This is a genomic window from Deminuibacter soli (assembly GCF_003412455.1).
Lineage (GTDB): Bacteria > Bacteroidota > Bacteroidia > Chitinophagales > Chitinophagaceae > Deminuibacter > Deminuibacter soli.
The window spans coordinates 32,516-47,384 of sequence record NZ_QTJU01000017.1 but is presented as its reverse complement, the minus strand read 5'-3'; the positions used below and the strand labels follow the sequence as shown (position 1 = coordinate 47,384).

12 protein-coding genes are annotated in these 14,869 nt (G+C 49.9%); 9 read left to right on the top strand and 3 right to left on the bottom strand.

The features are described 5' to 3' along the window. Positions 1–334: 334 nt before the first annotated feature. The 8 genes from DXN05_RS24005 (at position 335) to DXN05_RS23970 (ending at position 10,691) form a co-directional block, all read left to right on the top strand. Complete coding sequence (locus tag DXN05_RS24005) at positions 335–706, top strand: hypothetical protein (protein WP_116849857.1); 372 nt, start codon at positions 335–337, stop codon at positions 704–706. Positions 707–752: 46 nt separating this feature from the next. Continuing rightward, positions 753–2,153, top strand: coding sequence for a TolC family protein (locus DXN05_RS24000; protein ID WP_116849856.1), 1,401 nt, complete (start codon positions 753–755; stop codon positions 2,151–2,153). 2 nt (positions 2,154–2,155) lie between these two features. After that, positions 2,156–5,371: an efflux RND transporter permease subunit gene (locus DXN05_RS23995; RefSeq protein ID WP_116849855.1), complete on the top strand. Its 3,216-nt coding sequence runs from the start codon at positions 2,156–2,158 to the stop codon at positions 5,369–5,371. An 11-nt stretch (positions 5,372–5,382) separates the two neighbouring features. Next, a complete protein-coding gene (locus tag DXN05_RS23990; RefSeq protein WP_116849854.1) occupies positions 5,383–6,462 on the top strand; it encodes an efflux RND transporter periplasmic adaptor subunit in 1,080 nt (359 codons plus the stop codon). A gap of 292 nt (positions 6,463–6,754) precedes the next feature. Beyond that, positions 6,755–7,324 carry an RNA polymerase sigma factor gene (locus DXN05_RS23985; RefSeq protein WP_116849853.1) on the top strand — a complete coding sequence of 190 codons (570 nt, stop codon included), beginning with the start codon at positions 6,755–6,757 and terminating at the stop codon, positions 7,322–7,324. A gap of 52 nt (positions 7,325–7,376) precedes the next feature. After that, positions 7,377–8,231, top strand: coding sequence for a FecR family protein (locus DXN05_RS23980; RefSeq protein WP_116849852.1), 855 nt, complete (start codon positions 7,377–7,379; stop codon positions 8,229–8,231). A 189-nt stretch (positions 8,232–8,420) separates the two neighbouring features. Beyond that, positions 8,421–10,100 (top strand): GMC oxidoreductase, encoded by a 1,680-nt coding sequence (locus DXN05_RS23975; RefSeq protein ID WP_116849851.1) that lies wholly within the window; start codon positions 8,421–8,423, stop codon positions 10,098–10,100. Positions 10,101–10,121: 21 nt separating this feature from the next. Next, positions 10,122–10,691 (top strand): gluconate 2-dehydrogenase subunit 3 family protein, encoded by a 570-nt coding sequence (locus tag DXN05_RS23970; RefSeq protein ID WP_116849850.1) that lies wholly within the window; start codon positions 10,122–10,124, stop codon positions 10,689–10,691. Positions 10,692–11,029: 338 nt separating this feature from the next. Here DXN05_RS23970 and DXN05_RS23965 read toward each other — a convergent pair whose 3' ends face one another. Both DXN05_RS23965 and DXN05_RS23960 read right to left on the bottom strand, forming a co-directional pair. Then, on the bottom strand, positions 11,030–11,440 hold the full coding sequence (locus DXN05_RS23965) for a VOC family protein (protein ID WP_116849849.1): 411 nt from the start codon (positions 11,438–11,440) through the stop codon (positions 11,030–11,032). Between the two features lie 147 nt (positions 11,441–11,587). After that, positions 11,588–12,595 (bottom strand): GlxA family transcriptional regulator, encoded by a 1,008-nt coding sequence (locus DXN05_RS23960; protein ID WP_245975294.1) that lies wholly within the window; start codon positions 12,593–12,595, stop codon positions 11,588–11,590. A gap of 351 nt (positions 12,596–12,946) precedes the next feature. Between DXN05_RS23960 and DXN05_RS23955 the strand changes: the two genes are divergently transcribed. Then, positions 12,947–13,327: a VOC family protein gene (locus DXN05_RS23955; RefSeq protein WP_116849847.1), complete on the top strand. Its 381-nt coding sequence runs from the start codon at positions 12,947–12,949 to the stop codon at positions 13,325–13,327. 92 nt (positions 13,328–13,419) lie between these two features. Here the strand turns inward: DXN05_RS23955 and DXN05_RS23950 are convergent, their stop codons facing one another. After that, on the bottom strand, positions 13,420–14,859 hold the full coding sequence (locus DXN05_RS23950; protein WP_116849862.1) for a SusD/RagB family nutrient-binding outer membrane lipoprotein: 1,440 nt from the start codon (positions 14,857–14,859) through the stop codon (positions 13,420–13,422). Between the last annotated feature and the right edge of the window lie 10 nt (positions 14,860–14,869).

The window sequence follows — 14,869 nt, the reverse complement described above, 5'->3', positions numbered from 1 at the left end:
CTTTCCTGATTCAATTGCCTTTACGGCACTGCGACGTACCTCTTCACTGAAGACGCGTCGGGTTACTAAATGTGTTTTTGCCATGTTTGACCTGGTTTTTTGGTCAACTTATTTCAGGCTCGTACAAAATCGGTGAGTGGTGAGTGCTGCCCCCTGATGCCGTTGCCGGTGTCCTCACCGGCAACCCTGTCTCGCTAAGATAATCACGAATCACGATGTCCACCTGTACTAAACAATGCCTGCAGCACAAAATAACGTTAAACCTTAAACCTTTAAACCCTGAAACAATAAAACAATTAACCCATTGAACCACTTATTGTCTTAGCTTCGCCGGATGGCGCGTTTTGCATTTAAGTTATTGCTGCTGGGCATTTACACTGTATTTTTTGCAGTGCAGTTGTGCCTGCGCTTTTCAACGCCCCATACAGATGTTACCTATGCCTGGATAAGCCAGGGCCAGGAAACAGCTGCAGCCGGTAAAACCAAACCGGTAACATTAACACAGCTGGATACCACACACAGCAAAAAAACAGGCTGGCTCAACAAACGTTATGCTCCCCAGCCGGTGATGGCCGTTAACAGCGTGGCAAAATTGCCCGACGTTACCTACCAGGTCATTAAAAAACAATACTTCACTTACAGGCAGGTAGTACTCAACCGCCTGTTACTGCATTCTTCGCTAAGGGCGCCGCCTGCATTGGGTTAACCTCACAACCCGATCGTTTTACCTTTTTTCATTTAAATCAGTATTCATGGCTTTTTCCACAGAAAGAGCGGTGGCTGTTGTAGTAGGCGCATGGCTTGTTGCAATGAGTTATACTGTACATGCCCAAAGCGCCGGTAAGCCCTACCAGCTGCAGGCATTGACAGATGCTGCTGTTCATCACTTACCCGTTATTTTACAGAAACAGGCGCAGGTAAACAGCGCAGCCGCCGTGGTAACACAGGCCAAACATGCGGCGCTTCCTTCCGTGAAAGTAGAAGACCAGCTTTCACTGGCTACGGCCAACAGTGTAAATGGGTCTTATTTCCCCTTTGGTATGGTGTCTACTTCCGGCTCCATCCGCTCAGCCAATATCAGTGATGCCGCTACCGGTAATATTGGTATGCTGTATGGCGAATATGAGCTGGAGAATTTCGGTTTAAACAAGGCAAGGGTGAACAATGCTGTCAGCAAACAACAGCTCAGCGAAAGTGATCTTGCCAAAGAAACCTACCTGCTTAAGCTGCAGGTGAGCAAAACCTATTTCAGTTTACTGCGCAATATTTACCAGCAGGCGGTTGATCAGCAGAACATCAGCCGCTACCAGGCTGTATACGAAGTAATACAGGCCGTAACTGCCAGCGGTATCAAGCCAGGTGTGGATTCTTCGCTGGCACTGGCCGAGCTGTCGCGCGCGCAGGTAACCAGCAACCGCCGCATGGGCGATGTGCAGCAGCTGCGCCAGCAACTCAGCTTTTTAACAGGCATTACAGACAGTATTGCCATTGACACTGCACGCTCGGTATATGCGGTTGATGCCCACACAATTTTCGCTGCAGGCGGCAATGATACTGCCCGCAACCCGCTTACCGCTTACTATGCCGCGCAAAAACAATTGCTGCAGTCTGCCACGCAGCTCATTAAGAAAAGTTATCTCCCCAAAATATTGCTGGCCGCGAGTTTCTGGGGCAGGGGTTCGAGTATTGATGATGCCAGCAATTATAAATCGTTAGCAACAGGATTAGGTTACCAGCGATATAACTATGGTGTAGGGGTTGCCTTTGTGTACGACCTGTTTAACGGCGTGCACCGCCGCGACCGGCTGGCCGAAAACAAGTTCAGCATACAGGCCAGTGATTATGCGTTGCAGCAACAGCAGCAGGCATTGCAAACAGCATTGCGTCAGTCGCAGACAGCCATCAGTACCGCAGAAGCCAACCTGTTGCAGTTACCGGTTCAGCTGCAGGCAGCAGCGGATGCGTATGAGCAGAAGATGGCACAATACAGGGCCGGCATTATCAATGTGATTGATTTAACCAATGCCTCCTTCCTGCTGTACCGCGCGCAGACTGATTACGTGGAAACACTGAATGAGTGGATGCAGGCCAATCTTGACAAGGCAGCTGCCACCGGCAACCTTGATTTGTTTATTCAATCATTAAAAAATTAGCCATGGTACGTGCAGCATTAAAGAAACCCGTTACGGTGTTGGTATTGTTCCTTGGCCTGCTGCTGTTTTCCGTAGCAGCCATTCGCAAAATACCCATCGATATTTTCCCGAAACTCAACCTGCCTACCATTTATGTAATTGAGCAGTACGGCGGCATGTCGCCCAAACAAATGGAAGGCTTTTTCGCCACGCGCATGCAGGACCAGTTTCTGTATGTAAACGGCATTAAAAACATAGAAAGTAAAAACACGCAGGGCTTGTCATTGATCAAGCTTACGTTTTATGAAAACACCGATATGGCCGAAGCTTCGGCGCAGGTGGCCTTGCAGGTAAACCGCACCATGGCCTTCTTTCCGCCAGGTGCATTGCCGCCACAGGTGGTGCGTTTCGATGCATCGTCGTTACCGGTGGGCGAGCTGGTGTTTAGCAGTGAAACCAAATCGCTTAAGGAGATGTTCGATCTTGTACTCACACGCATACGCCCGCTGTTTGCCACAGTGCCCGGCCTCTCTGCCTCGCCGCCGTTTGGCTCTAATGCGCGTACCGTGGTGATTAATGTTGATCCGCAAAAGCTGCGCAGCTACAATCTTTCACCCGATGAAGTGGTGAGCGCCATTGCGAAGAACAATACCATTACACCGGCAGGTAACCTGCGTGTTGACAGCCTGATGTATGTTACTGCCATTAACTCACTCGAGGAAAAGGTGAATCATTTTGGCGATATCCCCATTGCCACGCAGGGTACGGCTGCTGTTTTTGTGCGTGATGTGGCGCATGTAAGCGATGGGGCAGATGTTACGGTAGATTATGCGCTGGTGAATGGCAAACGCTCCGTATACATACCGGTGGTAAAAACGGCCGATGCCAGTACCTGGGAAGTAGTGCAGGCGCTGAAAGGCAAGATGGGGGAGATGAAAACCCTGCTGCCCGATGATGTGAACATCAGCTATGAGTTTGACCAGAGTGTGTTTGTAATGAACTCCGCCAAAAGCCTGATGACAGAAGGCATACTGGGCGCTATTCTTACGGGGTTAATGGTACTGCTGTTTTTGCGCGACTGGCGTAGCAGCCTGGTGGTGATTATTACCATACCGGTATCTATCTTAAGCGCCGTATTCTTTTTGCATATGGCCGGGCAAACCATCAATATCATGACGCTGAGCGGGCTTTCGCTGGCCATTGGTGTACTGGTTGACCAGGCCACGGTAACCATCGAAAACATTCACCAGCACCTGGAAATGGGCAAACCGAAAATGCGTGCGATACGTGATGCCTGTGCGGAAATCTCTTTCCCGCTGTTGCTTATACTGCTGTGTATACTTGCTGTGTTTGCGCCGGCATTTATGATGAATGGTGTGCCTAAGGCCATGTTCCTGCCACTGTCGTTATCTATCGGCTTTGCCATGATTGTATCGTTTGTGGCAGCGCAAACACTGGTGCCTGTTATCGCCAATAAATTGCTGAAGGCAGATCATTTCACCTATCACCACGAAACAGATCATGCACATGCAGGACTGGCTTTGAATGAAGAAGAGGTGCGCGAAGTAAACGAGCATACCAATGAAGATGCACAACATCCTGAAGAGAACGGTTTCTTTCAGCGTATGAAGAACAGGCTGATGAACCGTTTGCAGCTATGGATGCCAAAGCGGAAAGCCCTGGTGATGCTATACCTGGTGCTGGCCTTTGGTGCTGCGGCAGCATGTTTCGTGATCATCGGTAAAGACCTGCTGCCTAAAACCAACAGCGGCCAGCTGCAGGTGCGTGTGCGTGAGCCGGATGGTACACGCCTGGAAATAACGGAACAAACCACCAGGGGCATCCTGCAGATTATTGATAGCGCCGTGCACAACCATGTAGCCATTAGCTCGGCTTATGTGGGACTGGTGCCCAGCAGTTTTGGCTCCAGCAACCTGTATGTGTTTACCAGCGGCACACATGAGGCCATTGTGCAGGTAAACCTCGATGAATCGTACAAAGTAAAAATGGATGACCTGAAAGAGCGCATCCGTCATGATGTGGCCGTTGCTTATCCTTCCGTGAAGTTGTCTTTTGAACCAATTGAACTTACGGAGAAAATTATGGCGCAGGGTGCATCTACACCGGTTGAAGTAGCAGTAAGCGGTAAAAACTATGATGATATTACCGGCTATGCAGAACAACTGGTAAAACGCCTGCAGCAGGTGCCGTTTCTGCGCGATGTGCAGATAGCGCAGCCATTGCATGTGCGTAATATCAATATCACCATCGACCGCTATAAACTGGCGCAGATGGGGTTAACGATTGACCAGGTATCGAAGAGTATTACCGATGCTACCTCTTCCAGCCGGTATACCAACAAGAACCTGTGGCTGGATGAACGCTCTGCTTATACTTACCAAACGCAGGTGCAGATACCGGAGTATATCATGAACTCCGTAACACAGCTCAATGCCATACCCCTGGTAAAAGGTGCGGTACGGCCGGTGCTGAGTGATGTAGCCACACTTTCTGTGGCCAATGCACCGGGTGAGTACGACAGAAGTGGCCCGCGCAGGTTTGTAACCGTAAGTGCCAATGTGTATAAAAAAGACCTTGGCACTGCCACTGGTGCCGTGCAGAAGGCGATTGCCGATTTGGGTGAAAAGCCGGTGGGTTTAATTACAGAGGTAAAGGGTATGTCTTCACTGCTTACAGAAACGCTCAGTTCGCTGCAAACCGGTCTGCTGGCTGCTATCGTGGTAATATTGTTGTTGCTGGCTGCCAACTACCAGAGCTTTGGCCTGGCAGTAACGGTACTGGCTACCGTGCCTGCGGTATTGCTGGGTTCCATGTTGTTGCTGCTGGCCACAGGTGCTACGCTTAACCTGCAATCGTACATGGGTATCATCATGTCAACCGGTGTGTCGGTGGCCAATGCCATTTTGATTGTAACGAATGCCGAAACACTAAGACTTACTTATAAAGATCCGTTTAAAGCAGCGATTGTAAGTGCAGGTGTGCGCCTGCGTCCTATTTTAATGACCAGTCTTGCCATGATCGCCGGCATGATACCAATGGCCAGCGGCCTGGGTGAAGCAGGTGACCAGAGTGCACCATTGGGCAGGGCAGTGATCGGCGGACTGGCTGCGTCTACGTTTGCAGCCTTGTTTATTGTACCGCTGGTATACGGCTGGGTGCAGCAGAAGAAAAATTATGAAACCGTTTCGTTGTGGCCTGAAGACCACGATCAACCATAAAATCATTGAACATGAAACAGACCATTATTCTATTTACAGTGTTGCTTGCGGGCGTGTACGGCTGCTCCTCAGGTAATTCAGCTGAACACAAGCCTGCGCCCAAAGCTCCCAAACAACAATACACATTGGCACCCCTTGAAAAAGGCGGCGTAAGCGGCACCTTGCAATTGCCCGCACAGCTGGCTGCTTACCAGGAAGTGAGCATTTTTCCCAAAGTAAATGGTTATGTACAGCAGGTATCGGTAGATATCGGGTCGCAGGTGCATAAAGGCCAGTTGCTGATGACACTGCAGGCGCCTGAGTTGCAACAGGCCAGTGTGCAGGCCAGGGAAAAATATGGCCGCGCGCAGGCAGATTATACCATAAGTGTTGAAAACTACAAACGCCTGTTGCAGGCTGCTGCAACAAAGGGTGCCATTGCCCCGATGGATCTGGCTACCGCCAAAGCCCGCACCGAAGCAGACAGCGCTTTGCGCAATGCAGAAAAAGCCAACTGGCAAATGCAGCAAACCATGCAGGATTACCTGGAAGTGCGCGCGCCGTTTGATGGGGTAATTACAGAACGCAATGTACACCCCGGTGCATTGGTAAGTGCTACCGCCAAAGAGCAGAAACCCATGCTGGAGCTGAAGCAAACCAACCGCCTGCGTTTGCAGGTAGATGTGCCGGAATATGCCGGCAGCGCTATTGCAGGGAAAGAAAAAATGGATTTCTTTTTAAGCGCGTTCCCTGGTAAAAAAATGAGTGCGGCCATCACCCGCAGGTCGGGCAATATTAACATGCAATACCGCACCATGCGTGTTGAAATGGATGTGTACAATGCCGATGGTATGTTAACACCCGGCATGTATGCCGATGTGGTGCTGCAGTTAACGGGTAACAAAGATGCCTGGGTGGTATCCAAACAGGCTGTGGTTACTTCTACTGAACGGAAGTATGTTGTTGTAGTACGCAAAGGCGTTACGGTAAAAGTGGATGTAACGACCGGCAATACCAGTGCAGAAAAAACAGAAGTGTTCGGCAGCTTTGAACCGGGCGACCAGGTTATGGTAAATGCCAGCGATGAAATAAAGGAAGGCATCAAAGTGTAAGCAACTGGTCCCGGCTCAGCCGGGACCAGTTTTGTTTAGAGGTTTAAAGTTTAACGTTGGAAGTTGAACTGCCGCAGGCATCAAAGGGGGAACATACTCGCTTAGATAGTCTCGACGTGTCGATGTCTCGATTCTCGAAATTAATACTCTCTTAGATCACTCACGACTGACGACTGACGACTGACGATTCACGACAGGAGAATAGCGGGTTTACATTGACCGGCTGTGCACAAATTGGAATGGTGAAATATTTTGAAGTATCAGCAGAACTGTCTAAACTTGTTTAGCCAAATTGTCTAAACGATTGCCATTTACGCCAGCTGAAATATTACAACTGCAGTACGCTGTTGCGTTTAACCGTGATGAGCAGTCCTATAAAAAAATCTTTCTTCACTACCATCCTGCTTTAGTGCGTTTCGCGTATAGTATTACCAACAATGTTGATGTGGCGGAAGAGCTGGTGGGCAATGCATTGCTGCATGTATGGGATATGGAAGAGCGGCTGTGCGAAATTCAGCAGCTGAAAATATACCTGTTCATTGTTGTGAAGAACGGCTGTGCTGCGTGGGAGGCGCATCACAAAACACAGGCGGCGCCGGAAGCAGTAGCGTTGACTTCGTTGTATGCCGGTGACGGGCCGTTGTATCCTACAGCTGCTTTTACGCGTGTAATGCAGGCTGCCCTGCAAGAGCTGCCGTATAAATCGAAGCTGGCTTATTTACTGGTGCGGCCCACAGCCTGTACCTGCAAAGAAGCGGCTGCGGTACTGGGTGTTTCTGTTCATGCACTGGAAACACACCTGCAACTGGCATTAACACGCATGGGTACGCTGGTGAAAGAACACCTGTTGAAGAATAAATAATTATTGCAGTAAATACAGCAGTGTGCTGCTTACTGTTATCATTATAGCATATATGTCCCCTGAAAAGTTATTTTATACCTTGCTGCGCCGCAAACTATCGGGCGAAGCCAGTGCCGGCGACCTTGAGCAGCTGGGCCGGCTGGTTGCCTGTAGCCAGGAATGGCGCCTGTTGCACGATCGTTTGCTCACTCACCACCAGGATGCCGGCAACCTGCGCAACGATGCAGATGAAGCCTATGCCGCGCAATATGTAAAAATGCAGCTGAGCGGCCGGTTCGATCCTAAAACGCTTGAACCTGCTCTGCCACCCGAATCGGTAATGCCGCCCAAAGTGCTGATGTATGTAGCCATTATTGCTGCCATACTACTGGCTGCAACCTTACTGTATTACCGTTACCAACCCGTTGCAGCCTATACACAAACCAGGCATTATGAAACCATAGCCGGGCAGGTAAAAAAAATACGCCTGCCGGATGGGAGCCAGGTGTACCTCAACAGCAATTCCCGCCTCAGTTATACCGAAAACAATACCACGCAAACCCGCGAGGTGAATGTGGCAGGAGAAGCATTTTTTGAAGTGGTACGCCTGCGCAACAAACCTTTCCAGGTGTATACCGCTCAACTCTCGTACAATACCACCGGCGCCTTTTTTAATATACGCAGTTATGACCAGGACACTGCTGTGCAAACCATTCTGCTGCAGGGTGATATGGAAGTAACGCTCGGTAACCGCAGCGGACAGCGTATTATACTGGCGCCCAATGAAAAAATGACCTGTATTAAACAACCCGCTGCAGGCCCGCAGCCGGCTGATATTCTCAGCATACAAATTCTCGGCAGGCCTGCGGGCGACAGCACCGCCACAGCCGCTGAAACAGGGTGGATAAAAAATGCAGCTTTATACTAATGTGAACGGCTTTCGCCGAATACAGTATTTATTGCGTTGTTGAATCGGGAAAATACCTAACTTACCACTTCTTCCGCTGCCTGGCGGATGCCGTAAAACAAACAACGATTGCCTGGTGCCTCACCGCATAGCAGGCGCCAATATACATGGACAACCTGATTCTATATACACTCAAATCAATTTCACATCATGGCGCAACAGCATTACGATGCGATTGTGGTAGGCTCCGGCATCAGCGGGGGCTGGGCTGCAAAGGAACTGACCGAAAAAGGCCTGAAGGTACTTTTATTGGAAAGGGGACGCAATATTGAACACATTAAGGATTATGTAAATGCCAACAAGGCGCCCTGGGAATTTGCCCACCGCGGAGAACGCACACAGCAAATGATTAAGGATTATCCTGTGCTGAAAAGAGACTATCCTTTAAATGAAACCAATCTCGATTACTGGGTAAACGAAAAAGAATCGCCTTATACTGAAATAAAACGTTTCGACTGGTTCAGGGGCTACCATATGGGCGGCCGCTCGTTAATGTGGGGCCGACAAAGCTACCGCTGGAGCGATTTTGACTTTGAAGCCAATGCCAAAGACGGTATTGCTGTTGACTGGCCCGTGCGCTACAAGGAAATTGAACCCTGGTACGATTATGTAGAGAAATTCGCAGGCATCAGCGGTAACCGTGACGGTCTCCCGCAGCTGCCCGACGGCCAGTTTCTGCCACCCATGGAAATGACCATCGTGGAAAAAGACGTGGCTGCCAGGCTGAAGGCTTATTATAAAGGCCAGCGCTCTATGATTATGGGCCGCACCGCCAACTTAACTGCGCCACACGAAGGCCGTACCAACTGCCAGTACCGTAATAAATGCTGGCTGGGCTGTCCGTTCGGCGCTTATTTCAGCACACAGTCTGCTACCTTGCCTGCTGCCATGAAAACCGGTAACCTCACGGTTCGCCCCTGGAGCATTGTTACCCGCGTGCTGTACGATAAGGACAAAAAACGCGCAACCGGCGTAGAAGTGCTGGATGCAGAAACCAACAAAACTTACGAGTTCACTTCAAAAATCGTGTTCCTCAATGCCTCTACCTTAAACAGTACCTGGATATTGATGAACAGCGCCACCGATATATGGCCGGGCGGTTTGGGCAGCAGCAGCAATGAGCTGGGCCACAACCTGATGGACCACCACCTGGGCGTAGGCGCTTCTGGTTATGTTGAAGGTTATGAAGACAAATACACGTACGGCCGCCGCGCCAATGGTGTGTATATTCCCCGCTACCGCAACCTGTTTGGTGATAAAAGGGATTACCTGCGCGGCTTTGGTTACCAGGGCGGCGGTTCACGCGAAGGCTGGAAACGCGCTGTGCCTGAACTGATGCTGGGTGCTGCTTTCAAGGAAGCACTTACCGAACCAGGCAGCTGGACAATGGGTATGGGTGGCTTCGGCGAAATCCTGCCCGATCACAGCAACATGGTTTCCCTGGATAAAAATACCAAGGACAAATGGGGCCTCAATGTGCTGGCCATTGACTGCGAACTGAAATCAAATGAGCTGGCCATGCGTAAAGACATGAAGCAGGATGCCATTGAAATGCTGGAAGCAGCCGGCGTTAAAAATGTACAGGGCTGGGATGGTGATGGCACACCGGGCCGTGGTATTCATGAAATGGGTACTGCGCGCATGGGTGCAGATCCTAAAACATCGGTGGTGAACAAAAACAACCAGGTATGGGATGCCCCCAACGTGTTTGTAACCGACGGTGCGTTTATGACTTCAGCCGCGTGTGTAAACCCGTCACTGTCTTACATGGCGTTTACCGCACGTGCAGCAGACTTTGCCGTGAACGAACTGAAAAAACAAAATCTCTAACCGCATTAAACTGATTGATACATGAACAGACGTGAAGCATTATCTGCCGCAGCAGTAATATTCGGCGGTACAATCATCGGCGCCAACTCTTTCCTGTCAGGCTGCAAAACCCCTGCTGCCAAAACAGGTTTGTTTGCAGACGAAGATGTGGCGTATATGGATGAAATATCCGATACCATCATTCCCGATACACCAGGTTCACCGGGCGCCAAAGCAGCCAAAGTGGGCGCTTTTATGAAAACAATCGTTACCGATTGTTATTCACCCGAAGACCAGCAGGTGTTTGTAAAAGGCCTGCAAACCCTGAACGAGGCAGCAGACAAAGCCTATAAAAAGAAATTTGCGGAATTGACTGCAGAACAGAAAACCACGGTATTAACTGCAGAAGGCAAGGCCGCACAGGATTATGATGCCAAACGCGCCAAAGATGCGCCATCGCATTATTTCAGCATGCTGCGCCAGTTAACGGTATGGGGCTATTTCTCTTCAGAAGTAGGCGCTACCAAAGCACTGCGCTACCTGCCCATCCCGGGCAAGTTCGACGGCAGTTTCCCTTACAAGAAAGGAGACAAGGCCTGGGCGCTCAGCTAATAAAAAAGGCACGCGGTATGCGTGCCTTTTTTATTAGCCGTGAGCCATGGTGATCTTAGCGGGTATTAAAATAACCAGTACACTTATCGCCGGAAGCGATTTAGCACAAACAAGCTCGCAGCTTGTAGCCTGAAGCTTGCAGCTGTTTTCCAGTCGGGACTATCTGAGCGAATTTTTTCCCTTACCTCGCCCGCGGCTGTGTCCTCACAGCCGCTTGGTTTTAGTGCGAAGGTGGCTGTGGGGACACAGCCACAGGCACAGGCAAAACGTTAAACCTTAAGCCTGAAACAATAAAAACCATTGTTCCCTCATTTGCACACTTTCAAATTTTCAAATTCTCACATTGCTTTTGGCGCAGCCGCTTCATCCATGTAAAAGATTTCCCAATGGTGGCCGTCAATGTCGTAGAAGTTGCGGCTGTACATCCAGCCATAGTCTGTAGTAGGCTTGGCAGCTGTGCCGCCGCCGGCGATGGCCTTGTCTGCCAGTTCATCTACTTCCTGCCTGTTTTCGGCAGAGAGGGCAATAATAGCTTCTGTGGTTTGGGAACTGTCTGAGATACCCTTAGTGGTAAAAGTGCTGAAAAACGGCTCTGTAAGCAGCATGGCGTAAATGTTAGGACCTATCTCCATACAAGCGCCGCTATCATTGGTGAACTTCGGGTTAAAAGTAAAACCGATGCCCTTAAAATAATCCATACTTGCCGGCAGGTTCTTTACCGCCAGGTTTACAAATATCTGGTTTGCCATATGTTTACATTGATCGTTTAGAATAAGCAAAACTACATCGCACCGCAAAACACCAGGGTGTGCAATCATGACAAATGAAGGGGGCACCCAGGCCAACTCACCCAACAATAACCTTCAAACGTTAAACCATTGAACAATGAAACCATCTCAGGTTAGCTCAATCATCTGCGCCCGGTAAAATTTGTCACGGTAAGCCGTAGGCGTCATACCCGTGTTTTTGCGGAACAACTGCCTGAAGGTTTTGAGATCGTTGTAGCCTGCGTGCAGCATTACATCCAGCACGCTTTTGTCAGTTTGTTCCAACAGTGATTTGGCGGCTTCAATTCTTATCTTCTGCAGGTATTCAATAGGCGTAACGCCTGTGGCTGCTTTAAAACGGCGCACCAGGTTACGCCTGCTCGAAGGTATTTCACTCAGCAGTTCCTCGATAGAGGTTGCTTCACCAAAGTTGTGTTCAATGCGTTGCTGCAGGGTTTTTACCAGCTCGTCTTTGTGGTTCTGTACGGGCTGAAATGTACTGAAGTATGCCTGCTGCTCGCGGTTCATGTCTATCGCAAAATACTTCGCTGTGCGAACGGCGATGGTGGGGCCGCAGTATTTCTCCAGCATGCGCAGCATCAGGTGAAAACTGTTGGTGGCGCCGCCGCCGGTGTAAATACCCTGGTCAAACGTGGTTACCTCTGCACTCCGCAACTGTACTTTGGGGAAGTTCCTGGCAAAGGCAGGGGCAGATTGTATGTGTGTGGTGGCCGGCTTATTGTCCAGCAGACCGGTGGCAGCCAGCAGGAACACGCCTGTGCAAAAGCCGGCAATCTCTGCGCCGTTGCGGTATTGCTGTTGCAGCCAGGGAATGCATTCTATATTGGCATCAATACCGGCAGGCAGGTTGTTGCTGGCGAAGGAGGGGATCAGTATCAGGTCTTGCTGCGGGGCCGTCTGCAGCGGGTAAATGGGATGTGCTGAATAGGAAACCGGCTTGCTGTTTGCTGTATGCAGCAGTGTAATTTCAAAGTGTTCGTCACAGCCCTCTGCAGCACAAAATTCGTTGGCCGTCTCAAACAGGTCGAGCATTGCGGCCACACTCAGCAGGCGGTGGTGTTGTGTTAGTAAAATACCCAGGTGAATCATCGCGGCATTATCGTTTATGACTACCAAGATAAAGCATTTTTGGCCTGAAAGCACCCTTTATTTGTCGCGTCCTGCCGCTGTGGCATTGAGTTGTAAGAATTATATTCATGTTTGGCCAATCATCAAAAAATAATACCGTATGACACAAATAAATGCCTACATCCTAGGCAATAGTGAATGAAATGCAATCGAAGCGAACCTGATGCCGGGAATCGGGAGCCGACACATTGAGACTATCCTGGCGAGACTTTGAACCGACTGGAAAGCAATTTAGCATCAAACCATCAAACCATTTGACTGATCCGGCTGTTCCTCATTAGCATACTTTCTCCGGAGGAGTGTTTCGGACAAATCTTCAAACTCTCAAATTGTTCTCTCATGGAACCTCAAATGGCCAATGGCAAAATTTGCTATCTCGAAATATATGCTGCGGATGTGCCGCGGGCGGCGGCGTTTTATGAAACGGTGTTCGGGTGGAGTATCCGTAAGCGGGATGGAGGCATTACTTCATTTGACGACACCACGGGGCAGGTAAGCGGTATGTGGACGGCTGACCGGAAACCCAATACCAGTCCGGGTATGATTGTGTACATCATGGTGTTTGATATTCACAAAACCATGGAAGCCATTGAAGCCAGCGGCGGCAGAATTACGGAGGGGATAGGCAGGCACGCACCTGAAATAACCGCCACCTTCAGCGACCCCGATGGCAATGTGTTTGGCCTGTACGAAGAACAAAGTGCAAAACAAAGCAGTTGAGGTAATTAGTCCTTGCATGTCATTTACACACTTTCAAATCTTCAAATTCTCAAATTAAAAAAGCCCTCCCGGTTTAGCCGGGAGGGCTTTTTTTAGTTGGCATCAAACCACAATTTCGTCGTTAGCAGATCTGCTCCCTGGTTTTTAACGGCATTGGTATAGCTGTTGCCGTTGAGGGTTTGCTCAGATCCGGGGTAAATGAAACGCACTGGCAAAGCTCCATTCAACACACCTGCTACTGCGGGTTTCAGCTGCGGGTAATCGAGGCGGCGCCATTCGGCATATGATTCCAGTCCCTGGCCAAACAGGGCAATCCATTTCTGGTCACCGATAGACTGTTTATAGTTGCCTGCGTTAAAGGTTACTGCAGGCTGGTCAGTATAATTCTTGATAGTTGTTGCATCCTGTATGCCGTACTGGTTGAAGGATGCGGTGATGGCCTGTTTGTACAGGTCGGCTGCATTCTCGCCGGTTAAGCCACGTGCTGCGGCTTCTGCGCGGCCAAACAATACTTCTGCATAACTGATAATCACAGCAGGTGCATGCGGTGCCCTGAAGTAAGTACCGGGTTTGGATGTTTTGGTAAAGCCGAGGTTGCTGGCATCGCCGGGTGTTAAGCCGTTGGGTATACCCACATAGGTAAGCGGTGTGGGGTCAGCAGTTGGTGCTGCGTAAATGGGTAAACGCGGATCGTTCAGTGCACGCAGTTTATCAGTTACTGTTTGACTGATGCGGTAGTCATCACGTGTGTCGAACAGGTTGCTGATGGGGTTCTGGTTAGGCGAATCCTGGTACACCAGCTGTGCGGTTTCCGTATTGCTGCTGATGTAACCGCTGCCTTCTGATGCAATATCGGCGAGTGTTTGCGCGGCAATCTGCGGCTCGCGGTCTGCAATGCGCAGGGCTATACGCAGGCGCAGTGAGTTGGCGAATTTCTTCCAGGGGCCTATCTGGTTGTTGTACAATACATCACCGGCAATGGCTGCACCTGAAGTGCTAAGCGATGCCTGCGCGGTTTTCAGGTCGTTCAGCAAACCCAGGTATACGGTGCGTTGTGCATCGTAGGCGGGGTTGGGTACTGAATCAATTTTACCGGCCTGGCTGTAAGGAATATCGCCAAACGCATCGGTCAGCAATAAAAACGACCAGGAACGCAGCACCAGCGCCACACCATTGTAGTTGGGGTTTTGCTGCTGTTTAGAGATGCTGATGATTTTATTGAGGTTGGTAATGGCCTGTGCGTACAGTGCATTCCACATGGGTGTGAAAGCGTTGTTGGCAAAGATATAACGGTCAGGATCGGTGTACTGTATTTTGGCCCAGTGCTGTACAAACAGCAGGGACGAGTTCATGTTGTTGTCTACACCCCAATAGGTATCTGCTATTTTCTTTTCGGTACTGGTCAGCAGGTAATCGGGCTGCGGATTGGTAGCCCCGTTGGGGTTCTGGTTGATCTCTGCCAGGTCTTTTTTGCAGGAGGCGGCGCCAAGCACTGCTGCTGCAACTATGATATAGAATGATGATTTTTTCATGTACTGCATT

Bases quoted from the DNA above. Each gene is read 5' to 3' on its own strand.
- DXN05_RS24005 (WP_116849857.1), top strand. From the start codon at position 335: ATGGCGCGTTTTGCATTTAAGTTATTGCTGCTGGGCATTTACACTGTA.
- DXN05_RS24000 (WP_116849856.1), top strand. From the start codon at position 753: ATGGCTTTTTCCACAGAAAGAGCGGTGGCTGTTGTAGTAGGCGCATGG.
- DXN05_RS23995 (WP_116849855.1), top strand. From the start codon at position 2,156: ATGGTACGTGCAGCATTAAAGAAACCCGTTACGGTGTTGGTATTGTTC.
- DXN05_RS23990 (WP_116849854.1), top strand. From the start codon at position 5,383: ATGAAACAGACCATTATTCTATTTACAGTGTTGCTTGCGGGCGTGTAC.
- DXN05_RS23980 (WP_116849852.1), top strand. From the start codon at position 7,377: ATGTCCCCTGAAAAGTTATTTTATACCTTGCTGCGCCGCAAACTATCG.
- DXN05_RS23975 (WP_116849851.1), top strand. From the start codon at position 8,421: ATGGCGCAACAGCATTACGATGCGATTGTGGTAGGCTCCGGCATCAGC.
- DXN05_RS23970 (WP_116849850.1), top strand. From the start codon at position 10,122: ATGAACAGACGTGAAGCATTATCTGCCGCAGCAGTAATATTCGGCGGT.
- DXN05_RS23965 (WP_116849849.1), bottom strand. From the start codon at position 11,440: ATGGCAAACCAGATATTTGTAAACCTGGCGGTAAAGAACCTGCCGGCA.
- DXN05_RS23955 (WP_116849847.1), top strand. From the start codon at position 12,947: ATGGAACCTCAAATGGCCAATGGCAAAATTTGCTATCTCGAAATATAT.
- DXN05_RS23950 (WP_116849862.1), bottom strand. From the start codon at position 14,859: ATGAAAAAATCATCATTCTATATCATAGTTGCAGCAGCAGTGCTTGGC.